A 22355-nucleotide genomic window follows, 5' to 3' on the forward strand; every position below is an offset into this window, starting at 1 on the left:
ATATATGTTATCCTAATCGCATCCAATATGCATTGGACGATATGCATCGCGCACAGCACCCTGAAGCCAACCGTTCCTGAACGGACGACAGGGAGAGACCATGCACGCATTCCTCTATGCCAGCGCCGGCGCCGCTGCGCTGATGATCGCCGCCGCCAGCCCGGCGCAGACGGTGCGCACCACCCTGCCGATTCCCCCCGCGCCCTTCGACGGGGTCATTGCGCCCGATGTCGCCAATTCACGCCCGATGCCGGTGCAGCCGGTTCGCGCGCCAGCCGGCGCGCCCAATGTTTTGCTGTTCATGAGCGACGATGTCGGCTTTGCCATGTCCAGCGCCTTTGGCGGCCCGGTGCCCACACCCAATTTCGAGCGGCTGGCGGCGATGGGCCAGCGGTACAACCGCTTCCATACCACGGGCATCTGCTCGCCCTCCCGCGCGGCGCTGCTGACCGGGCGCAACCATCATGCCGCGGGCAATGGCTATCTGAGCGACCTGCCGACGGGCTTCCCTGGCTATATGGGCCGGATGGGACCGGACACCGCCACGATTGCCCAGATGCTGCGCCTCAACGGCTATAACAGCGCAATGTTCGGCAAGGACCATAATGTGCCCAAGAGCGAGCAGAGCGAGGCGGGGCCATTCGACAACTGGCCCACGGGCCGGGGTTTCGAATATTATTATGGCTTCATCGCCGGGGATAATGATCAATATTCCCCCACCCTGTTCCGGGGGATCAGCCGGGTCGCGCCGGAGGAGAATAAGGCCGACCTGCTCGACAAGCGCCTGGCCGACGAGATCATCCGCTATGTCCATAACCAGAAGGCAGCCGCGCCCGACAAGCCCTTCCTGATCCATTATGCGCCCGGCTCCACCCATGCCCCGCATCAGGCGCCCGCCGACTATATCGCCCGCTTCAAGGGCCGGTTCGACCAGGGGTGGGACCGGATGCGGGAGGAAAGCTATCACCGGCAACTGACCATGGGCATCCTTCCCAAGGGCACGCAATTGACCGCCCGGCCGGCCGAAATTCCCGCCTGGGACAGTCTTGATCCACAACAAAGAGCCTTTGCCGCGCGGACGATGGAGGTCGCTGCGGCGCAATTGGTCTATCAGGACGAACAGTTCGGCCGGGTGCTTGACGAACTGGAGCGCATGGGTCTGCTGGAGACAACGCTGATCAGCGTGATACTGGGCGACAATGGCGCCGCCGCCGAAGCCGGTGTCGAAGGCACCGTCAACGAGATGCAGACGGTCGGGCGCCATAATGAAAGCCCGCAATGGCTGGCATCGAATATCGACCGCATGGGCGGACCGATGACCTATGGCACCTATCCCGCCGGCTGGGCCTGGGCGATGGACACGCCGTTCCGCTGGACCAAGCAGGTGGCGTCGATGCTGGGCGGCATTCGCAACGGCATGATCATGGCCTGGAAGGGGCATGTCGCAAAGCCGGGCAGCATCTGTGCGCAGTTCGGCCATCTCAACGATATCGTGCCCACCGTGCTGGACGCCGCCGGCCTGCCCGCACCGACGAGCGTCAACGGAATCGCGCAGAAGCCTATCGATGGGAAAAGCCTGCTCCCCAGCCTGAGCCAGTGCCAGCCCAAGGCGCCGCGCACCCAATATTTCGAGATCGGGGGCAAGGCTGCCCTCTATCAGGATGGCTGGTTTGCCAGCATGGACGATGGCCGTGCGCCCTGGGTCGCGATGCCACCGGGTGGCGCCAATCCCCCCGTCACCTGGACGCTCTATGACCTGGAGCGCGACTTTTCGCAGTCGACCGACCTGTCGACCTCTCAGCCCGACCGGCTCAAGGCGATGCAGGCCACATGGCAGACTGAGGCCGAACGCAACCAGGTCTTCCCGCTGGACCACCGTTTCGGCGCCGGCCGGGCGGAGGGCATGGCGGCCTTCATCGGCGGCGGCAGGCGCCATTATGAATATTGGGGCAAGGATATCAGCCTGCCAGCCATCGGCCAGCCCTTCCTGGTCGGTCGATCCTTCACCATCACCGCCCAGTTGCACCTCGACAAGCCGGATGCATCGGGCTCCATCATGGCGCTGGGCAGCCATTTCGGCGGCTGGAGCCTCTATCTCGACCATGGTCGCCCCAGCTTCGTCTTCGCCCGGTCGACCAAGCCCGAAGAGGTTGCACGGGTCGCAGCGGCCACCCCTCTTTCCGCCGGCAGCACGTCGATACGGCTGCGCTTTGCCACCAGCGGCTTCGGCAAGCCGGCAGAGGTCACGCTCAGTTCCGGCGAAACACAATTAGCGCAGCTTTCGCTGCCGGTCAGCTTCCTGATGCCGGCCGGCAACGGCGAGACGCTGGACATCGGCCAGGACATTGGCGTGACCGTCACCGACTATGCGACACCCCATGGTCGGCTGGAAGGGGATGTCCGCCATCTGACGATCGACATGGATTGATCCCGCCCCCCTTCACAAAGCCGCCCCCTTTTCCTATATGGGCAGTTCGAAATCGGTCCGTTCCTGTCCTCCCTGGATGGGATGGTCCGTCCCCCTCATCGCTCGGGGTCCGGTTCGCATGGCGCACGAAACCGGCGGAATTGGGCGAGTTTGGCGGGCAACAAGACGCTGACAGTGCGGATCGGACAGTCCCGGCCCGCACTTTTTTGCGTGGAATATGGGGTGCGAATCACCCCGGATTCCAGAGCATCCGGACTGAATTTCCGTTGCAATGCGGAAAAACACGACGAACAGACGACAGGCAGGAACCGCATGGCGACCAAGGCTCTCCCAACGATCAACACCGGCGCTAAGAAGCGCATCCGCAAGGTGTTCGGCGACATCCACGAAGTGGTGCAGATGCCGAACCTGATCGAAGTTCAAAGGGAGAGCTACGAACAGTTCCTCCGTTCCAACCCCGCGATCGGCTATGTGTCGGGCCTGGAAAAGACCCTGCGCAGTGTCTTCCCGATCCGCGACTTCGCCGGCACCGCCGAAATGGACTTCGTCCATTATGAACTGGAAGACCCGAAGTTCGACGTCGAGGAATGCCGCCAGCGTGGCATCACCTATGCCGCGCCGATGCGCGTCACCCTGCGCCTGATCGTGTTCGAGGTCGACGCCGACACCGAAACCCGTTCGGTCCTCGATATCAAGGAGCAGGACGTGTACATGGGCGACATGCCGCTCATGACGCAGAACGGCACCTTCATCGTCAACGGCACCGAGCGCGTCATCGTGTCGCAGATGCACCGTTCGCCGGGCGTCCTGTTCGACCATGACCGTGGCAAGACCCACTCGTCGGGCAAATATCTGTTCGCTGCCCGCGTCATTCCTTATCGTGGCTCGTGGCTCGACTTCGAGTTCGATGCCAAGGACATCGTCAACGTGCGTATCGACCGCAAGCGCAAGCTGCCGGTCACCGCGCTGCTGTACGCGCTCGGCCTCACCGCCGAGGAAATCCTGGGCCAGTTCTACAACAAGGTGACCTTCGTCCGTGGCGAAGGCGGCTGGCAGATCCCCTACACCGCCGAAGCCTGGCGCGGCCTGAAGCCCGCGTTCGACATCGTCGACGCCAAGTCGGGCGAAGTCGTGTTCGCCGCCGGCCACAAGATCAGCCCGCGCGCTGCCAACAAGGCGGAAAAGGATGGCCTGGCCACCCTGCTGATCCCGACCGAGGAAGTCTATGGCCGCTACAGCGCCTATGACCTGATCAACGAGAAGACCGGCGAGATCTACATCGAGGCCGGCGACGAAGTGTCGCCTGAAAACCTCGAAAAGCTCGACAAGGCGGGCATCGACCGCCTGGAACTGCTGGACATCGACCATGTCACCACCGGTCCCTGGATCCGCAATACGCTGAAGGCCGACAAGGCCGAAGAGCGCGACCAGGCCCTGAGCGACATTTATCGCGTCATGCGCCCCGGCGAGCCGCCGACGAAGGAAACCGCCGAAGCGCTGTTCGCCGGCCTGTTCTTCGATCCGGAACGCTATGACCTCTCCGCGGTCGGCCGCGTGAAGATGAACATGCGCCTCGACCTGGATGCCGAGGACACCGTCACCACCCTGCGCGTCGAGGACATCCTGGCGGTCGTCAAGGAACTGGTGAACCTGAAGGACGGCAAGGGCGAGATCGACGATATCGACAATCTCGGTAACCGTCGCGTCCGCTCGGTCGGCGAACTGCTGGAGAACCAGTATCGCGTCGGCCTGCTGCGCATGGAACGTGCGGTCAAGGAACGCATGAGCTCGGTCGACGTGTCGACCGTGATGCCGAACGACCTGATCAACGCGAAGCCCGCCGTGGCCGCGGTGCGTGAATTCTTCGGCAGCTCGCAGCTGTCGCAGTTCATGGACCAGACCAACCCGCTGTCGGAAGTCACCCACAAGCGCCGCGTGTCGGCGCTTGGGCCGGGTGGTCTGACCCGTGAGCGCGCCGGCTTCGAAGTCCGCGACGTTCACCCGACCCATTATGGCCGTATCTGCCCGATTGAAACGCCCGAAGGCCCGAACATCGGTCTGATCAACTCGCTGGCCACCTTCAGCCGCGTCAACAAATATGGCTTCATCGAAACCCCGTACCGCAAGGTGATCGACGGCAAGGTGACCAACGACGTCGTCTATCTGTCGGCGATGGAAGAAGCCAAGCACACGATCGCGCAGGCCAACGCCGAAACCAATGCCGACGGCACGCTGGCGGAAGACCTGATCTCCGCCCGTGAAGCCGGCGAATTCCTGATGGCCCCGCGCGACAACATCACCCTGATGGACGTCAGCCCCAAGCAGCTGGTGTCGGTCGCGGCCTCGCTCATTCCGTTCCTGGAAAATGACGACGCCAACCGCGCGCTCATGGGATCGAACATGCAGCGTCAGGCGGTGCCGCTGGTCCGTGCCGAGGCGCCGTTCGTCGGCACCGGCATGGAAGGCACCGTGGCCCGTGACTCGGGCGCGGCGATCGCCGCCAAGCGCGCCGGCATCATCGACCAGGTCGACGCGACCCGTATCGTGATCCGCGCCACCGGCGATGTCGAACCCGGCCAGTCGGGCGTCGACATCTACACGCTGCAGAAGTTCCAGCGCTCCAACCAGGACACCTGCATCAACCAGCGTCCGCTGGTGAAGGTGGGCGAACTGGTGCAGGCCGGCGACGTCATCGCCGACGGCCCGTCGACCGAGTTCGGCGAGCTGGCGCTGGGCCGCAACGTGCTCGTCGCGTTCATGCCCTGGAACGGCTACAACTACGAAGACTCCATCCTGATCTCCGAGCGGATCGTGAAGGACGACGTCTTCACCTCGATCCATATCGAGGAGTTCGAGGTCATGGCCCGCGACACCAAGCTGGGGCCGGAAGACATCACCCGCGACATTCCGAACGTCGGTGAAGAAGCGCTGCGTAACCTCGACGAGGCTGGCATCGTCTACATCGGCGCCGAAGTGGAGCCGGGCGACATTCTGGTTGGCAAGATCACCCCCAAGGGTGAATCGCCGATGACCCCGGAAGAAAAGCTGCTCCGCGCGATCTTCGGTGAGAAGGCAAGCGACGTGCGCGACACGTCCCTGCGCCTGCCGCCGGGCGTTGCCGGTACCGTCGTCGAAGTCCGCGTGTTCAACCGTCACGGCATCGACAAGGACGAACGCGCCATGGCGATCGAGCGGGAGGAAATCGACCGTCTCGCCAAGGACCGTGAAGACGAACGCGGCATCCTCAACCGTGCGACCTTCAACCGTCTGCAGGAAATGCTGATCGGCCAGACCGCCACTGCCGCGCCCAAGGGCGTCAAGAAGGGCGTTGTGATCGACGAGGCTCTGCTGGGCGAAGTCGAGCGTCACGAATGGTGGAAGTTCGCGGTCGAGGATGATGTCCGTCAGACCGGCATCGAAGCCGTCAAGGCGCAGTATGACGAAGCGGTGAAGCTGATCGTCGAGAAGTTCGAGGATCGCGTCGACAAGCTGCAGCGCGGCGACGAGCTGCCGCCGGGCGTGCTGAAGATGGTCAAGGTGTTCGTCGCGGTGAAGCGCAAGCTGCAGCCGGGCGACAAGATGGCCGGCCGTCACGGTAACAAGGGTATCATCAGCCGCATCCTGCCGGCCGAAGACATGCCCTTCCTGGAAGACGGCACCCCCGTCGACTTCGTGCTGAACCCGCTGGGCGTGCCGTCGCGCATGAACGTCGGTCAGATCTTCGAAACCCATCTGGGCTGGGCCGCACGCGGCCTGGGCGCCCAGATCGGCCAGGCTCTGGACGCATGGCGCGAAGCCAATCCGAACCCCGAGGCGGGCCAGCCCCCCGAGGCGGTGAAGGAACTGCTCAAGACGATCTATGGCGACAATTATGTCGCCGAAATCGAGGCGCGCAGCCCCGAGCAGATCGTCGAGCTGGCGCAGAATGTCCGTGCAGGCGTGCCGATGGCGACGCCGGTGTTCGACGGTGCCGTCGAATCCGACGTGTCGGCGATGCTGAAGCTGGCGGGCCTGGACGAATCCGGCCAGGTTTCGCTGTTCGACGGCCGTACCGGCGACGTGTTCGACCGCAAGGTGACCGTTGGCTACAAATATGTCCTGAAGCTGCATCACCTTGTCGACGACAAGATCCACGCACGTTCCATCGGCCCCTACTCGCTCGTCACCCAGCAGCCGCTGGGCGGTAAGGCGCAGTTCGGTGGCCAGCGCTTCGGTGAAATGGAAGTGTGGGCGCTCCAGGCCTATGGCGCCGCCTACACGCTGCAGGAAATGCTGACGGTGAAGTCAGACGACGTGGTCGGCCGCACCAAGGTCTATGAGGCGATCGTCAAGGGCGACGACACGTTCGAGGCCGGCATTCCCGAAAGCTTCAACGTGCTGGTCAAGGAAATGCGTTCGCTGGGCCTCAACGTCGAACTCGCCGCGATGGACGAGATTGACGACGACGGCATGGCGGCTGCGGCGGAATAAGGGATGCGCGGGCGCTGCTCCGGCAGCGCCCCCTCCCCTGCTTCGCCCGAAAATTACACCCTCTAGAGGGACTTGAGATATGAACGAACTGACGAACTTCGCCAATCCGATCCAGAAGCCGGAAACCTTCGACCAGATCCAGATTGGCCTGGCCTCCCCGGAGCGCATCCGCAGCTGGTCCTTCGGCGAAATCAAGAAGCCGGAAACCATCAACTATCGCACGTTCAAGCCCGAGCGTGACGGCCTGTTCTGCGCCCGCATCTTTGGTCCGATCAAGGACTATGAGTGCCTGTGCGGCAAGTACAAGCGCATGAAGTACAAGGGCATCGTCTGCGAAAAGTGCGGCGTGGAAGTGACCGTGTCGAAGGTCCGCCGCGAGCGCATGGGCCATATCGAACTGGCCGCGCCGGTTGCCCACATCTGGTTCCTGAAGTCGCTGCCCTCGCGCATCGGCCTGCTGCTCGACATGCAGCTCAAGCAGCTTGAGCGCGTCCTCTATTTCGAAAGCTATATCGTCACCGAGCCGGGCCTGACCCCGCTGGAGAAATATCAGCTGCTGACCGAGGACGAACTGCTCGACGCGCAGGACGAATATGGCGAGGACGCCTTCTCGGCCGGCATCGGCGCCGAAGCCGTCAAGCAGATGCTGATGGATCTCGACCTGGAAGGCGAGAAGCAGGCGCTGCTGGACGAACTGGCCGTCACCAAGTCGGAACTGAAGCCCAAGAAGATCATCAAGCGCCTGAAGGTCGTCGAGAGCTTCCTGGAATCGGGCAACCGCCCCGAATGGATGATCCTGGACGTCGTGCCGGTCATCCCGCCGGAACTGCGCCCGCTGGTGCCGCTGGACGGTGGCCGCTTCGCGACCTCGGATCTCAACGATCTGTATCGCCGCGTCATCAACCGCAACAACCGCCTGAAGCGCCTGATGGAGCTGCGTGCGCCGGACATCATCGTCCGCAACGAAAAGCGCATGCTGCAGGAAGCCGTCGACGCCCTGTTCGATAACGGCCGTCGCGGCCGTGTCATCACCGGTGCCAACAAGCGTCCGCTCAAGTCGCTGTCCGACATGCTCAAGGGCAAGCAGGGCCGCTTCCGTCAGAACCTGCTCGGCAAGCGCGTCGACTATTCGGGCCGTTCGGTCATCGTGACCGGTCCGGAACTCAAGCTGCATCAGTGCGGCCTGCCCAAGAAGATGGCGCTCGAACTGTTCAAGCCCTTCATCTACGCCCGCCTCGACGCCAAGGGTCTGTCCATGACCCTGAAGCAGGCCAAGAAGTGGGTCGAAAAGGAGCGCAAGGAAGTCTGGGACATCCTCGACGAAGTCATTCGCGAGCACCCGGTCATGCTGAACCGCGCGCCGACGCTCCACCGCCTCGGCATCCAGGCGTTCGAGCCCGTGCTGATCGAAGGCAAGGCGATCCAGCTGCACCCGCTCGTCTGCTCGGCCTTCAACGCCGACTTCGACGGTGACCAGATGGCCGTCCACGTGCCGCTCTCGCTGGAAGCCCAGCTGGAAGCGCGCGTGCTGATGATGTCGACCAACAACATCCTGTCGCCTGCCAACGGCAAGCCGATCATCGTTCCCTCGCAGGACATGGTCCTGGGTATCTATTACCTGTCGATGGAACGCGAAGGCGAGCCGGGCGAAGGCATGCTGCTGTCCGACATGCAGGAGGTCCATCAGGCCCTCTATGCCAAGGCGGTCACCCTGCACTCGAAGATCATCAGCCGCGTGCCGCAGACCGACGAAAATGGTCAGCAGTATATGAAGCGCTTCGAGACCACGCCGGGTCGCATGCTGCTGGGCGAATGCCTGCCCAAGTCGCACAAGGTGCCCTTCGACGTCGTCAACCGCCTTCTGACCAAGAAGGAAATCGGTGACGTCATCGACCAGGTCTATCGTCACACCGGCCAGAAGGACACGGTGCTGTTCGCCGACGCCATCATGTCGCTGGGCTTCCGCCACGCGTTCCAGGCCGGCATCAGCTTCGGCAAGGACGACATGGTCATCCCCGACAGCAAGGTGACGATGGTCGACGAGACCAAGGCACTGGTGGCGGATTATGAGCAGCAGTATCAGGACGGTCTGATCACGCAGCAGGAAAAGTACAACAAGGTGATCGACGCCTGGAGCCGTTGCGGCGACCAGGTCGCGAACGCCATGATGGACGAGATCCGTGCCCAGCCCAAGGATCCCAAGACCGGCCGTCTGGCGCCGATCAACTCGATCTACATGATGGCGCACTCGGGTGCCCGTGGTTCGCAGGCCCAGATGAAGCAGCTGGCCGGCATGCGCGGCCTGATGGCCAAGCCGTCGGGCGAGATCATCGAAACGCCGATCATCTCGAACTTCAAGGAAGGTCTGACCGTTCTTGAATATTTCAACTCGACCCACGGTGCCCGTAAGGGTCTGGCCGACACCGCGCTCAAGACGGCAAACTCGGGTTACCTGACCCGCCGTCTGGTCGACGTGTCGCAGGACTGCACCATCGTCGAGGATGATTGCGGCACCGAAAAGGCGCTGGAGATGAAGGCCATCGTACAGGGTGGTTCGGTCATCGCCTCGCTGGGCGAGCGCATTCTGGGCCGTACCACGGCGCAGGATATCGTCGACAGCAAGGATGGCACCGTCATCATCCCGATCGGCACCCTGCTGGACGAAGCCATGATCACCCAGATCGAGGCGATCGGCACGCAGGCCGTGAAGATCCGCAGCCCGCTGATCTGCGAAAGCCGGATGGGCGTTTGCGGCAAGTGCTACGGCCGTGACCTCGCCCGTGGTACGCCGGTGAACATCGGTGAGGCGGTCGGCGTCATCGCGGCACAGTCCATCGGTGAACCGGGCACGCAGCTGACCATGCGTACCTTCCACATCGGCGGCGCGGCGAACTTCAACGAAACGTCGAACCTGGAAGCCCTGTCGGACGGCACGATCGAGCTGCGCGACATGCCGACCATCACCGACAAGAATGGCCGTCGCCTGTCGCTGGCCCGTAACGGCGAAGTCGCGATCATCGACAGCGAAGGTCGCGAACGCGAAACGCACCGCCTGCCTTATGGTGCCACCATCCTGTTCGCAGATGGCGATGCCGTGAAGAAGGGCGATCGCTTCGCCGAGTGGGATCCGTTCACCATGCCGGTGATCACGGAAAAGCCGGGTATCGTTAAGTATGTCGACCTGATCGACAACAAGACGCTGACCGAACAGACCGACGAAGCCACCGGCATCGCACAGCGCGTTGTCATCGAGCATCGTGGTGCCGCCCGGACGAAGGAAGATCTGCGTCCGCGTCTGACCCTGATGGACGACAATAGCGGTGAAGCCGCCCGCTACATGCTGGCGGTCGGTGCGACCCTGTCGGTCGACGATGGTGCAGAGGTTCAGGCCGGTGACGTGCTGGCGCGTGTCAGCCGTGAAGCGGCCAAGACCCGCGACATCACCGGTGGTCTGCCGCGCGTTGCCGAGTTGTTCGAAGCCCGCAAGCCCAAGGACAATGCCATCATTGCCAAGGTCTCGGGCCGCGTGCAGTTCCTCAAGGATTACAAGGCGAAGCGCAAGATCGCCATCAATCCCGAGGATGGCGGCGAGCCGGTCGAATATCTGATCCCCAAGAGCAAGGTGATCGACGTTCAGGAAGGCGACTACGTGAAGCGTGGCGACAACCTGATCGGTGGTTCGCCCGATCCGCACGACATTCTGGAAGTGCTCGGCATCGAGCCGCTGGCCGAATATCTGGTCGCCGAAATCCAGGAAGTCTATCGCTTGCAGGGCGTGAAGATCAACGACAAGCACATCGAGACGATCGTTCGTCAGATGCTGCAGAAGGTCGAGATCATCGAGTCCGGCGACACCACCCTGCTGGTGGGCGAGCAGGTCGACCGCGAGGAAATGGACGAGATCAACAGCAAGCTGCAGCCGGGCTTCGCCCCCGCTGCCGGCAAGCCGGTGCTGCTCGGCATCACCAAGGCCTCGCTGCAGACCCGTTCGTTCATCTCGGCGGCGTCCTTCCAGGAAACCACCCGCGTCCTCACGGAAGCGGCGGTCCAGGGCAAGAAGGACACGCTGGTTGGCCTGAAGGAAAACGTCATCGTCGGCCGCCTCATCCCGGCGGGCACCGGTGCCGGCATGAACCGCCTGCGCGTTGCCGCCTCGTCGCGTGACGCGGCGATGCGGGCCGCGCTGCGCGCTTCGGCTCAGGTCGACCTGATCGCGCCGAAGAGCGCGGCCGAGGAACATGCGGCCGAACTGGCCCAGGGTCCGGAAGCCGCGATCGGCGACGATCCGCTGGGTGCCGTGCAGGGTGATGATTTCACCACGCAGGACATGGACTGACTTTGAAAAGGCGGGAGCCGCTTCCTACATGGGGAGCGGCTCCCAGCCCGGTTTTGAGAGAGACCGACATATTGCCCGCCGGATCAGCGATGATCCGGCGGGCTTTTCTTTGTCCGGTAAAGGCAGCCGGTCGGCGATCAGAAGGATCGACAAAAAACTGCGGAAAGGCTGCACAAAGCGCTTGACCGACTCTGAATCCCCGCCTATCTGCGGCCTCCCAAGCGGGGCAAGCCCTGCTGATGATGCCCGATCCTCTAATGGTAAGAGAGCGGACTCTGACTCCGTCAATCAAGGTTCGAATCCTTGTCGGGCATCCAAATATTCCCCCATCAGATAAAAACTGACCAGCGATGATGTTGCACGCCCTATGGACGTAGGCGGCCATCATCCCTATATACCGGTCGGTATGGAAATCACGGCAACACAGAGTGGCAGGGGCCGCCCGCGGGAGTTCGATCCCGAGGAAGCCCTGGCGGCTGCGCTTCAGGTCTTCTGGCGGCGCGGCTATGAAGGCGCATCGCTGGCGGAACTGACCGAGGCGATGGGCATCACCAAGCCCAGCCTCTATGCCTGTTTCGGCAACAAGGAAGCCCTATTCCGCAAGGCCCTCGACCTCTATGAGCGCGACAAGCTCTGCTATGTGAAGTCGTCGCTGGAGGCACCGACCGCCAAGGCCGTGGCCGAGCGCATGCTGCGCGGATCGCTGGCGATCCAGACCGGCAACAAAGATCCCCAGGGGTGCATGGGCGTCATCAGTTCGGTCGGTGGCACCGCCCATTCCGAATGTATCCGCGACGAAGTGCTGGCCCGCCGTGCCTCGTCCGACCGCGCCCTGCTCGACCGGTTCGAACGCGCCCAGGCAGAGGGCGACCTGCCCGCCGGAGTCGAGCCCCAGGCGCTCGCCTGTTATCTCTCGACCGTGATCCAGGGCATGGCCGTTCAGGCCGGTGCCGGTGTTCCGCGCGATCGGCTGGAGCAGCTGATCGACACCACCCTCACCATGTGGCCGAGCAAATAGCGGAATTTATTTCGCTTTTGCAGCGATGCGGGTCTTGAAATTGCCGCACTGCAAATAAAATACCTCCCGGTACAAAAAGACGGTTGACGGGACAGCCCCCGTTAATATATACCATACGGTACACAATGATGCTGGGTGTGTAGCCCAGGGAGGTCATCATGCAGCAATTCCACCATCGGCGCTGTCGACGATAGCGTCACCCAAAGGGGCGGTTTCCCGGTAACGGGTTCCTCCTGATTCATCATCTTTGCGCCCTCTTCGCGACGGTTTGTGCCGTTCGCGCCGCAAGGACGCATGCCCGCATCTTCGGGCGAGTTTTTCGGGACGCGATCCGCGCTTTTCCGCGTGGAGCCGTGCGCCCGCTTCAGATCGCAGGAAGGAACAAGCCTTGGCTTTCCTTGATTTCGCCCAGGCACTTGCCGGTCCGCAGATGGCGGTCGGCGCCACCCGCCCCACTCCCGCCGTACCCGCCATCAGTGTTGAGGCCCAGGCAACCAGCTTTTCCGCCCAGGAATGGCAGATCGTCGACCTTGCCCGCACCGACGGCTTGCGCTCGCTGCGCGGCCCCGGTTCTTTCGCCCGTCTGCGCAAGTGGATCTGGGGCGAGGAACATAGCCCCACCCTGGCCAGCGAACGGCTGGAGGCACTGCGCCGCCTGGCCGTCGAGGCTTGGCACAAGGGCTATGCCGTGTCGCTTTCCGCCCTCGCCGCCTTCCGCGCGGCCGGCTTTTCCACCGCGCAGCTCGAATTGCTGCTCGCCACCATCAGCGCGGGCCGCACCGCCCGCGCCCCCCGGAGCTAATCCATGAACCAGTTCACCAAGATCACAGCCGACGGCAGCGCGTCGGACGTTCACGCGCCACCGGGCAACCGCTGGTCGCGCAAGCATTGCGGCATCGCTGCCATCGCCCTCATCGCCCTGTTCGGCATCGGCTGGAAGCTGGTCGACCGCCCGTCCGCCCAGGCCGCGGCCGCCCCGCTGGCGGCGGTCGGCGTTTCCGCGCCGCTCGCCCGCAGCGTGACGCAGTGGGATGATTATGTCGGCCGCTTCGCCCCCAGCCAGACGGTCGAGATCCGCCCCCGCGTATCGGGCGCGGTGACCGCCATCCACTTCCGCGACGGCGATTTCGTCCGTCAGGGGCAGTTGCTCTTCACCATCGACCAGCGTCCTTTCCAGGCCGCCCTGGCCGAAGCGCGCGCCAGCGTCGCGTCCGCCCGAAGCGAGCTGCTGCTGGCCCAGAATGATTATGGCCGCGTCCAGCGGCTGACCGGCGACGAAGCCGTGTCGGCGAGCGAAGTGGACTCGCTCCGCTCGCGTCTGCAGGCGGCACAGGCCGCCCTGGCCGGCGCGCAGGCCCGCGAACGCAGCCGGGCACTGGATGTAGAATTCACCCAGGTCCGCGCCCCGATCTCCGGCCGCGTGTCGGATCGCCGCGTCGACATCGGCAATCTGGTCTCGGGCGGAGAAGGCAGCACCGCGTCGCTGCTGACCACGGTCAACAAGCTCGATCCGATCTATTTCAACTTCGACGCCTCCGAAGCGCTCTATCTCAAGTCGCAGCGCGACAAGGAGAATGGCGGCGCGGTCGAGGTGCGGTTGCAGGATGAGGCGGACTATAACCACAAGGGCCGCCTGGACTTCACCGACAATGGGCTCGATCCCCGGTCGGGCACGATCCGCATTCGCGCAGTCTTCGACAATCCGGGCAATTTCCTGACCCCCGGCCTGTTCGGCAATATGCGCCTGGCCAATGGCGGCAAGGCCAATGCCCTGCTGGTCCCGGACGAGGCGATCCAGTCCGACCAGGCACGCAAGACCGTGCTGGTGGTGGACAAGGAGGACAGCGTCGCGGTGAAGCCGGTCGAGCTTGGCCCGATCGTCGACGGGCTGCGCATCATCCGCAGCGGCCTCGATCCCAAGGACCGGGTGATCGTGACCAATCTCCAGGCAGCGATGCCCGGTGCCAAGGTTGCGGTGAAGCCGGCCCGGATCACCCCGACCCCGGCGCCCGTCACGCCGGTCGACAGCGCCGCCCCGGTCGCCGCCCAGGCCACCTTCGCCCGGTAATTGCCCTCTCCTCCGTTCGGGCTGAGCGAAGTCGAAGCCTTCCACTGAGCCGCAGGCGAAGTGGCTTCGCTTCGCTCAGCCGGGCCCTTCGACAAGCTCAGGGCGAACGGAATGAGAGGTCGACCTGATATTCCCTGCCCGTGATCCGGCCTAGCCGGATCGCGCGGTATCCCTTTCGCCTTTCGCAAAGGACGATCCGATGCGTTTCTCCCGTTTCTTCATCGACCGGCCGATCTTCGCCGCCGTCATCGCGGTGGTCATCACCGTGGTCGGTGCGCTCGCCTTTATCGGCCTGCCGGTGTCCCAATATCCCGACATCGTGCCGCCCACGGTCACCGTGTCCGCCCAATATCCCGGCGCATCGGCCGAAACGGTCGCGTCGACCGTGGCCGCGCCGATCGAACAGGAAATCAACGGCGTCGACGACATGCTCTATCAGAGCAGCCAGTCGACCGGCGATGGCAAGGTCGTCATCACCGTTACCTTCAAGATCGGCACCGACCTGGATGCCGCGCAGGTTCTGGTGCAGAACCGCGTCGCCGTCGCCATCCCCCGCCTGCCCGAAGAGGTGCAGCGGCTGGGCGTCGTGACCCGCAAGACCACGCCCGAATTCCTGATGGTCGTGAACCTGCAGTCACCCGACGGCACCTATGACCGCGACTATATCTCCAACTATGCCCTGACCCAGGTGCGCGACCGGCTCGCCCGGCTGGACGGCGTGGGCGACGTGCAGCTGTTCGGTTCGCGCGACTATGCGATGCGCATCTGGATCGATCCCGATCGTGCCGCCGCGCTGGACCTGACCGCCGGAGAGATCGTCTCCGCCCTGCGGGCACAGAATGTCCAGGTATCGGCCGGCTCGATCGGCCAGCCGCCCTATGACCGGGGCGAGGCTTTCCAGCTTGGCGTCGAGATGCAGGGCCGCCTGACCACGCCCGATCAGTTTTCCGACATCGTGATCCGTTCGGACGCCGATGGCCACCAGGTGCGCGTGCGCGATGTCGCCCGCGTTGAACTGGGCGCGCAGGATTATGGCACCAACACCTATCTGTCGAACAAGCCGACGGTCGTCATCGCGACGATGCAGCGCCCCGGCTCCAACGCGCTCGACGCGGCGGAGAAGGTCAAGGCGGAGATGGAGCAACTGTCCAAGCGCTTCCCCAAGGGCCTGGAATATAGCATCATCTACAACCCCACCGAATTTATCAGTCAGTCGATCGACGCCGTCTATCACACGCTGTTCGAAGCGGTGATCCTGGTTGTCCTCGTCATCCTCATCTTCCTGCAGAACTGGCGCGCGGCGGTCATCCCGATCATCGCGATCCCGGTCTCGCTGATCGGCACGGCCACGATGCTGGCGGCAGTGGGCTATTCGCTCAATAACCTGTCGCTGTTCGGCCTTGTGCTGGCGATCGGCATCGTCGTCGACGACGCGATCGTCGTGGTGGAGAATGTCGAACGCAATATCGAAAATGGCATGAGCCCGCTGCAGGCGGCGCGCGTGTCGATGGACGAAGTGTCGACCGCGCTGATCGCGATCGTGCTGGTGCTGTGCGCCGTGTTCGTGCCAACCCTGTTCATCACCGGCATTTCCGGTGCCTTCTACCAGCAGTTCGCGGTCACCATCTCGACCGCGACGGTCATCTCGCTGATCCTTTCGCTCACCTTGTCGCCGGCTGCAGCCGCCCTGCTGCTGAAGCCCAAGCATGGCGCCCATGATCTCGACAATGCGCCGCGCTGGCGCCAGGTCGCGGCCAAGGCGGCGGATCGCTTCAACCAGGGCTTTGATCGGATGAGCGCGGGCTATGCGCGCCTCACCCGCTTCCTCGTCGCCCGGCCCAAGAAGATGCTGCTGACCTATGCCGGCCTGATCGCCGCCACCATCGCCCTGTTCTGGGTGACGCCCGGCGGCTTCATCCCGGCGCAGGATCAGGGTTATTTCCTGGCCGTCGTCCAGCTGCCCTCGGGCGCATCGCTGGAGCGCACCGACAAGGTGACGCGCGAGGTCGCGGCGAAGATCCTGCCGATCAAGGGGCTGCGCGGTGCGGTGATGTTCGCCGGCTTCCACGGCCCCTCGCAGACGCAGGCGCCCAACAGCGCGGCGATCTACTTCCCGTTCAAGAGCTTTGCCGAGCGCAAGGCGGAAGGCGCCACCTATACTGGCATCATGGATCAGGCGAACAAGGCGGTTGCGGGCTATGACAAGGCGCGCATCCTGCTGGTGCCGCCGCCGCTGATCCAGGGCATTGGCTCGGCCGGTGGTTATCGCCTGATGCTGGAGGACCGGGAGGATCGCGGCTATGCGGAACTCAACAAGGTCGCCGGCGAACTGATCGGCAAGGCCAATCAGAGCCCAAGCCTGGCACAGGTCTACACCCTGTTCGACGTCGGCACCCCCCGCATCTTCGCGGATGTCGATCGCCGCAAGGCCGACCTGCTGGGTGTGCCGCCCGAGCGCGTGTTCGAAGCGATGCAGGTCTATCTCGGCTCTGCCTTCGTCAACGACTTCAACCTGCTCGGTCGCACCTATCGCGTGACCGCCCAGGCCGATGCCGAACATCGCGGCACCGTGGCCGACATCGCCAACCTGAAGACCCGGTCGAACAGCGGCCAGATGGTGCCGATCGGTTCGGTCTCCACCTTCCGCGACAAGACCGGCCCCTATCGCGTGGTCCGCTACAATCTGCTGCCCGCGGTGGAAATCGATGGCGACACGGCACCGGGCTATTCGTCGGGCCAGTCGCTGAGCACGATGGAGAAGCTCGCCGACGCCGCCCCTGCCGGCTATGCCAGCGAATGGACCGGCGTTGCCTATCAGCAGATCAGTGCCGGCAATACCGCAGGCATCGTCTTCGGCATGGCGGTCTTCTTCGTCTTCCTGGTGCTGGCGGCGCAATATGAAAGCCTGACCTTGCCGCTGTCGATCATCCTGATCGTGCCGATGTGCCTGTTCGCGGCCATGCTGGGCGTGAACCTGCGCGGGATGGACAACAACATCCTGACGCAGATCGGTCTGGTCGTGCTGATCGCGCTCGCGGCGAAGAACGCCATCCTGGTGGTCGAATTCGCCAAGCAGGCGGAAGAGGAACAGGGGCTGAGCCCGGTCGAAGCCGCCGTCCAGGCTGCCCAGACCCGTCTGCGCCCGATCCTGATGACCAGCTTCGCCTTCATCCTGGGGGCGGTGCCGCTGGTGATCGCCAACGGAGCCGGTGCGGAACTGCGCCAGGCGCTGGGCACGGCGGTCTTCTTCGGCATGACCGGCGTGACGGCCTTCGGCCTGCTCTTCACCCCCACCTTCTATGTCGTGTGCCGTGCGCTGGGCGATCGTTTCGCCCGCCGCCGGCGCCCGGAAGCCGATGATGCCGCTGCATTGCAGCCGGCTGAATGAGGACAAAAGCCATGACAAGGAACCTGATTGCCCTGTTGCTCGGCGCCAGTGCCCTGACGGCCTGCGCCGCCGGGCCGGATTACAAGGCCCCCGCCACCCCGACCACGGCGGCCGCCCCCTTCATCGGGGCAGCGAACCCGGCGGTCGCCCAGAGCGCCGCCGACGACCATTGGTGGCGGCTCTATAACGACCCGCTGCTCGACGGGCTGGTCGGCGATGCGCTGAAGGCCAATACCGACATCCGCGTCGCCGTCGCCCGACTGGAACGTGCCCGCGCCCAGTTGCGCGGCGCCCGGTCCGACCGGCTGCCTAGCACCAATATCAGCGGCTCCCCGACCTATGGCCGGGTGTCGCAGGCCCAGACCCTGCCCGGCATGGACCGGGAAAACTGGACCGTCGATATGGGGCTGGACGTCGCCTATGAGGTCGACCTGTTCGGCCGGGTGAAGCGCAGCATAGAGGCCGCGCGCGGCGATGTCGGCGCGGCCCAGGCCGATGCCGATGCGGTCCGGGTTGCCGTCGTCGCCGATACGGTGCGCGCCTATGTCGACGCCACCGCCTCGGCCCAGCGGCTTGCCGTCGCGAAGGAAACGGTCGACCTGCTCGACAAGTCGATCCGCATCACCAGCGCCCGCTTCGACGCCGGCCGGTCCGACCGGCTGGATGTTATCCGAGTGACGACACTGCGCGAACAGCAGCAGGCGTTGATCCCCAATCTGGTCGCCGATCGCAATGCCGCCCTGTTCCGGCTGGCGACGCTGACCGGCCGGACGCCGCAGGAGTTGCCCGCGTCCGTCCAGAACGCGACCGTGACACCGAATGTGACACAGCCGATCCCGGTCGGCGACGGCCAGGCACTGCTGGCGCGGCGGCCGGACGTGCGCGCGGCCGAACGGCGGCTGGCGGCCGACACAGCGCGGGTCGGCGTGGCCACCGCCGACCTCTATCCGCGCATCACGCTGGGCGGATCGATCGGCACCACGGCGGTCGGCGGCGGCAATCTGTTTGGCGCCGGACCGCTCAACTTCCTGCTGGGGCCGCTGATCAGTTGGGCCTTCCCCAATCAGGAAGCCAATCGGGCAAAGATCGCGGCGGCAAAGGCGGATGGCGACGGATCGCTTGCCGCCTTTGACGGCACGGTGCTGCAGGCGCTGGAGGAAACCGAGACGGCGCTGTCCACCTACGCCAATGCGCTGGAGCGGCGGGCGACGCTGCAATCGGCGCGGGACGAGGCGGCTCGGGCTGCACGGATCAGCCTGGCGCGCCAGCGCGAGGGGCAGATCGACTTCCTGACCGTGCTGGATGCGCTACGCACCCAGGCTTCGGCCGACGCGGACCTGGCGACCGCCAACCGCTCGGTCGCCTTTGCCCAGGTGGACCTGTTCCGCGCTTTGGGCGGCGGCTGGACCACGACCTGATACAGAAAGGGCGGCGTTTCAAAAAACGCCGCCCTTTTTTTCAGACGATGAAATTGCCCTGATGGGCGAATGTCTCGATCTCGTGCCGACCGCTCGGCGCCTCGCGCGCCTGCAGCGCTTCGGGCAGGCTCGCCTTGTCGCCCTGCCGCCCGATCGCGATCGCCGCCTCGATCCGGAAACGATCCGGCACCGCCAGTTCGGCGCGGGCCTTGTCGAAATCGACGCCGGTCATCGCATGGGTATGATAGCCAAGCCGCGTCGCCTGCAGCGCCAGCGTCGCCCAGGCGGCGCCCGCATCGAAGCTGTGGCTGTGCGAAGGCTTGTAGTCTTCCGATCCCTGCGCCGCCATCAGCGTGTCGGAAATGACGAAGACCAGCGCCCCGGCATGCTGCACCCAGCCCTGGTTGAACGGAAAGAGCAGGTCGAGGAAGCGCGCCCAGTCGGCGCTGTCGCGATGGGCATAGAGGAAGCGCCAGGGCTGGTAGTTGAAGGCCGAAGGCGCCCAGCGGGCGGCATCGAACAGCGTGTCGATATCTGCCTGGGGGATCGCGGAGCCGTCAAAGGCGCGGGGCGACCAGCGCTCCAGGATCAGCGGATCGACGGGACGGGTAACTTCGCGCGGGCTGGTGGCCATCTGGATCTCCTTCAAGGCGATGACGCGATCGGCGCGCCATGCTGTTGGAAATCTATCTAGCGAATGTTCCGCCGCTGCGAAGAGGCGTTGGACTTTCGCCCTGGAAACACAGGGTTTCCCCGATCAGGCGCAGGCATCCTGCGGCTGGCGTTCGCGATCGCTACGCGACATGGGCGCGCTACGGTCATCGGCATCGCGCTCGAACAGCACGACGGCAGGTTCCCTGAAAAGGGCCTGCGCCAGCCGATCGCGCAGGCGCGTCAACGGTCCGTCCTGATCCTGATAGGCCATATATGCGTCCTCTCTGCCGACTCGGGCGGCTTATCTACCGATGGTATAGAGAATCGTCCCCCAAGCAATGCTGGCCGTCGCGGTAGAAAAGCTATCCGTCTTGGAGTCTGTTTGGAAATGCGCCTCCGGCGCATCCGCACCGGCCCGCACCCCCACCCGACCACCCATCAGGGTACTATGTCTGGGCGGTCGGGTGGGGGTGCGGGCCGGTGCCGTATCGAAAATGCGCTCTTCCGCACATTTCCAGACAGGCTCTCAGGCCTGCTGAAAAATCATACGCAAATACTATGCGGCCGCCCCGCCCCGCGTCTCGCATTCAAACGGAAGAGGGGCCTAATCGGGCGCTCGCTAACGACCCTGTCCGCCTCCCGCGGCGGGCGTGATGCGGGAGTTACCCCCATGCAGGATCTCTTGTGGATCGGCATCATCCTGGCGCTCACGGCGGCTAGCCTCGGCTATGTCCGGCTGTGCGGCGACGCCTGAAGGAGGGATGCCATGACCATCGACCTCTGGCTCGCGGCGATCAACGCCGCCGGGCTTCTCGTCTATCTCGTTGCCGTGCTCGCACGGCCCGAACGCTTTTAAGGGGGGCCGTACATGACCTTCCAGGGATGGCTGCTGATCGCAGCCTTTGTCGGCATCTTGCTGGCGCTGACCAAGCCGATGGGCCTGTGGCTTTTCGCCCTTTATGAGGGCCGCCGCACGCCGCTTCACGCCGTGTTCGGCCCGATCGAACGGGGCTTCTACCGCTTGTCGGGGATCGATCCGGACGCCGAACAGAGCTGGCGCCGCTACGCAGTTCACATGCTGCTCTTCAACGTCGCGCTGCTGTTCTTCACCTATGCGGTGCTGCGCCTGCAGGGGCTGCTGCCGCTCAACCCGCAGGGCTTTGCCGGCACCAGCAGCGACCTCGCCTTCAACACGGCGGTCAGCTTCACCACCAACACCAACTGGCAAAGCTATTCGGGCGAGTCGACCATGTCGAACCTCAGCCAGATGCTGGGCCTCACCATCCACAACTTCCTGTCGGCCGCCACCGGCATTGCCCTCGCCTTCGCCCTGTTCCGCGGCTTTGCCCGGCGCAGCGCATCGACGATCGGCAATTTCTGGGCGGATGTCACCCGCGTGACCCTCTATCTGCTGCTGCCGATCTGCATCGTCTATGCCCTGTTCCTGATCGCGAGCGGCGTACCGCAGACGCTGGCCGGGTCGGTCGACGTGACCACGCTGGAAGGCGTGAAGCAGACCCTGGCGCTCGGCCCCGTCGCCAGCCAGGAAGCGATCAAGATGCTGGGCACCAATGGTGGCGGCTTCTTCAACGCCAACAGCGCCCATCCCTTCGAGAACCCGACCGCGCTGACCAATCTGGTGCAGATGCTGTCGATCTTCGTGATCGGCTTCGGCCTCACCTGGACCTTCGGCAAGGCCGTCGGCAATCCGCGCCAGGGCTGGGCCATCCTCGCCGCCATGCTGGTGATCTTCCTCGCCGGCGTCACCGTCACCTATTGGCAGGAAGCGGCCGGCAATCCGGTGCTCCACAATCTGGGCGTCGCCGGTGGCAATATGGAAGGCAAGGAAGTCCGCTTCGGCATGGCTGCCTCCTCCCTGTTCGCAGTCGTCACCACGGCGGCAAGCTGCGGCGCGGTCAACGCCATGCATGACAGCTTCACCGCACTGGGCGGCATGATCCCGCTGTTCAACATTCAGCTGGGCGAAGTCGTCATCGGCGGCGTCGGCGCAGGCATCTACGGCTTCCTGCTGTTCGCCATCCTGGCCGTGTTCGTCGCGGGCCTGATGGTCGGCCGCACGCCGGAATATGTCGGCAAGAAGATCGAGAGCCGCGAAGTCAAGCTGGCCGTGCTCGCCATTGCCGTGCTGCCTTTGATCATCCTGGGCTTCACCGCCATCGCCAGCGTCACCGACGCGGGCCTGGCCGGGCCGCTCAACAAGGGACCGCATGGCTTCAGCGAAATCCTCTACGCCTTCACCAGCGCCGTCGGCAACAATGGCTCGGCCTTTGCCGGCCTGTCGGCCAACAGTCCCTTCTATAACGGGATGCTGGGCGTCGCGATGTGGATCGGCCGCTTCTTCATCATCATTCCCATGCTGGCCATCGCAGGCAGCTTGGCCGCGAAGAAATATACGCCCGAAACCGCCGGCAGCTTCCCCACCACCGGGGCACTGTGGACCGGTCTGCTGGTCGGCATCGTGCTGATCGTGGGCGGCCTGACCTTCCTGCCCAGCCTCGCCCTTGGCCCCATCGCCGATCATCTCGCGATGATCCGTGGCCAGCTTTTCTAAGGA

Annotated in this window: 12 protein-coding genes and 1 tRNA gene; 11 read left to right on the plus strand and 2 right to left on the minus strand. The window is 64.3% G+C overall.

Going from position 1 to position 22355, the window contains the following annotated elements:
• Positions 1–100: 100 nt before the first annotated feature.
• From ACUCV3_RS03840 to ACUCV3_RS03880, 9 genes are all read left to right on the plus strand, one after another.
• Positions 101–2428: an arylsulfatase gene (locus ACUCV3_RS03840; protein ID WP_240626738.1), complete on the plus strand. Its 2328-nt coding sequence runs from the start codon at positions 101–103 to the stop codon at positions 2426–2428.
• Between the two features lie 312 nt (positions 2429–2740).
• Positions 2741–6898: a DNA-directed RNA polymerase subunit beta gene (gene rpoB / locus ACUCV3_RS03845; RefSeq protein ID WP_004208471.1), complete on the plus strand. Its 4158-nt coding sequence runs from the start codon at positions 2741–2743 to the stop codon at positions 6896–6898.
• Between the two features lie 79 nt (positions 6899–6977).
• On the plus strand, positions 6978–11234 hold the full coding sequence (rpoC, locus tag ACUCV3_RS03850) for a DNA-directed RNA polymerase subunit beta' (protein WP_004208472.1): 4257 nt from the start codon (positions 6978–6980) through the stop codon (positions 11232–11234).
• 243 nt (positions 11235–11477) lie between these two features.
• Positions 11478–11551, plus strand: a tRNA-Gln gene (locus ACUCV3_RS03855).
• A gap of 50 nt (positions 11552–11601) precedes the next feature.
• Positions 11602–12252 carry a TetR/AcrR family transcriptional regulator gene (locus ACUCV3_RS03860; RefSeq protein ID WP_010338107.1) on the plus strand — a complete coding sequence of 217 codons (651 nt, stop codon included), beginning with the start codon at positions 11602–11604 and terminating at the stop codon, positions 12250–12252.
• Between the two features lie 388 nt (positions 12253–12640).
• Entirely contained in the window at positions 12641–13054 is a 414-nt protein-coding gene (locus tag ACUCV3_RS03865) for a hypothetical protein (protein ID WP_048937388.1), read from the plus strand.
• 3 nt (positions 13055–13057) lie between these two features.
• Positions 13058–14320, plus strand: coding sequence for an efflux RND transporter periplasmic adaptor subunit (locus ACUCV3_RS03870; RefSeq protein ID WP_048937389.1), 1263 nt, complete (start codon positions 13058–13060; stop codon positions 14318–14320).
• Positions 14321–14519: 199 nt separating this feature from the next.
• Positions 14520–17708, plus strand: a complete 3189-nt coding sequence (locus ACUCV3_RS03875) for an efflux RND transporter permease subunit (protein WP_048937390.1) — start codon at positions 14520–14522, stop codon at positions 17706–17708.
• 11 nt (positions 17709–17719) lie between these two features.
• A complete protein-coding gene (locus ACUCV3_RS03880) occupies positions 17720–19126 on the plus strand; it encodes an efflux transporter outer membrane subunit (RefSeq protein ID WP_048937391.1) in 1407 nt (468 codons plus the stop codon).
• A 40-nt stretch (positions 19127–19166) separates the two neighbouring features.
• On the opposite strand, the gene ACUCV3_RS03885 is transcribed toward ACUCV3_RS03880, so the two are convergent.
• Positions 19167–19760, minus strand: coding sequence for a nitroreductase family protein (locus ACUCV3_RS03885; protein ID WP_048937454.1), 594 nt, complete (start codon positions 19758–19760; stop codon positions 19167–19169).
• A 123-nt stretch (positions 19761–19883) separates the two neighbouring features.
• Entirely contained in the window at positions 19884–20051 is a 168-nt protein-coding gene (locus ACUCV3_RS03890; protein ID WP_164488896.1) for a hypothetical protein, read from the minus strand.
• A gap of 495 nt (positions 20052–20546) precedes the next feature.
• Here ACUCV3_RS03890 and kdpF point away from each other — a divergent pair, with 495 nt between their 5' ends.
• Positions 20547–20636 carry a K(+)-transporting ATPase subunit F gene (kdpF, locus tag ACUCV3_RS03895; protein ID WP_048937393.1) on the plus strand — a complete coding sequence of 30 codons (90 nt, stop codon included), beginning with the start codon at positions 20547–20549 and terminating at the stop codon, positions 20634–20636.
• Between the two features lie 12 nt (positions 20637–20648).
• Positions 20649–22352, plus strand: coding sequence for a potassium-transporting ATPase subunit KdpA (gene kdpA / locus ACUCV3_RS03900; RefSeq protein ID WP_048937394.1), 1704 nt, complete (start codon positions 20649–20651; stop codon positions 22350–22352).
• The last annotated feature ends 3 nt before the right edge of the window (positions 22353–22355 follow it).

This window comes from Sphingobium sp. VMM (assembly GCF_056790315.1).

Excerpts from the sequence above, each read along its gene's own strand:
- ACUCV3_RS03840 (WP_240626738.1), top strand. The coding sequence starts at position 101 with ATGCACGCATTCCTCTATGCCAGCGCCGGCGCCGCTGCGCTGATGATC.
- rpoB (WP_004208471.1), top strand. The coding sequence starts at position 2,741 with ATGGCGACCAAGGCTCTCCCAACGATCAACACCGGCGCTAAGAAGCGC.
- rpoC (WP_004208472.1), top strand. The coding sequence starts at position 6,978 with ATGAACGAACTGACGAACTTCGCCAATCCGATCCAGAAGCCGGAAACC.
- ACUCV3_RS03860 (WP_010338107.1), top strand. The coding sequence starts at position 11,602 with ATGGACGTAGGCGGCCATCATCCCTATATACCGGTCGGTATGGAAATC.
- ACUCV3_RS03870 (WP_048937389.1), top strand. The coding sequence starts at position 13,058 with ATGAACCAGTTCACCAAGATCACAGCCGACGGCAGCGCGTCGGACGTT.
- ACUCV3_RS03875 (WP_048937390.1), top strand. The coding sequence starts at position 14,520 with ATGCGTTTCTCCCGTTTCTTCATCGACCGGCCGATCTTCGCCGCCGTC.
- ACUCV3_RS03880 (WP_048937391.1), top strand. The coding sequence starts at position 17,720 with ATGACAAGGAACCTGATTGCCCTGTTGCTCGGCGCCAGTGCCCTGACG.
- ACUCV3_RS03885 (WP_048937454.1), bottom strand. The coding sequence starts at position 19,760 with ATGGCCACCAGCCCGCGCGAAGTTACCCGTCCCGTCGATCCGCTGATC.
- ACUCV3_RS03890 (WP_164488896.1), bottom strand. The coding sequence starts at position 20,051 with ATGGCCTATCAGGATCAGGACGGACCGTTGACGCGCCTGCGCGATCGG.
- kdpF (WP_048937393.1), top strand. The coding sequence starts at position 20,547 with ATGACCATCGACCTCTGGCTCGCGGCGATCAACGCCGCCGGGCTTCTC.
- kdpA (WP_048937394.1), top strand. The coding sequence starts at position 20,649 with ATGACCTTCCAGGGATGGCTGCTGATCGCAGCCTTTGTCGGCATCTTG.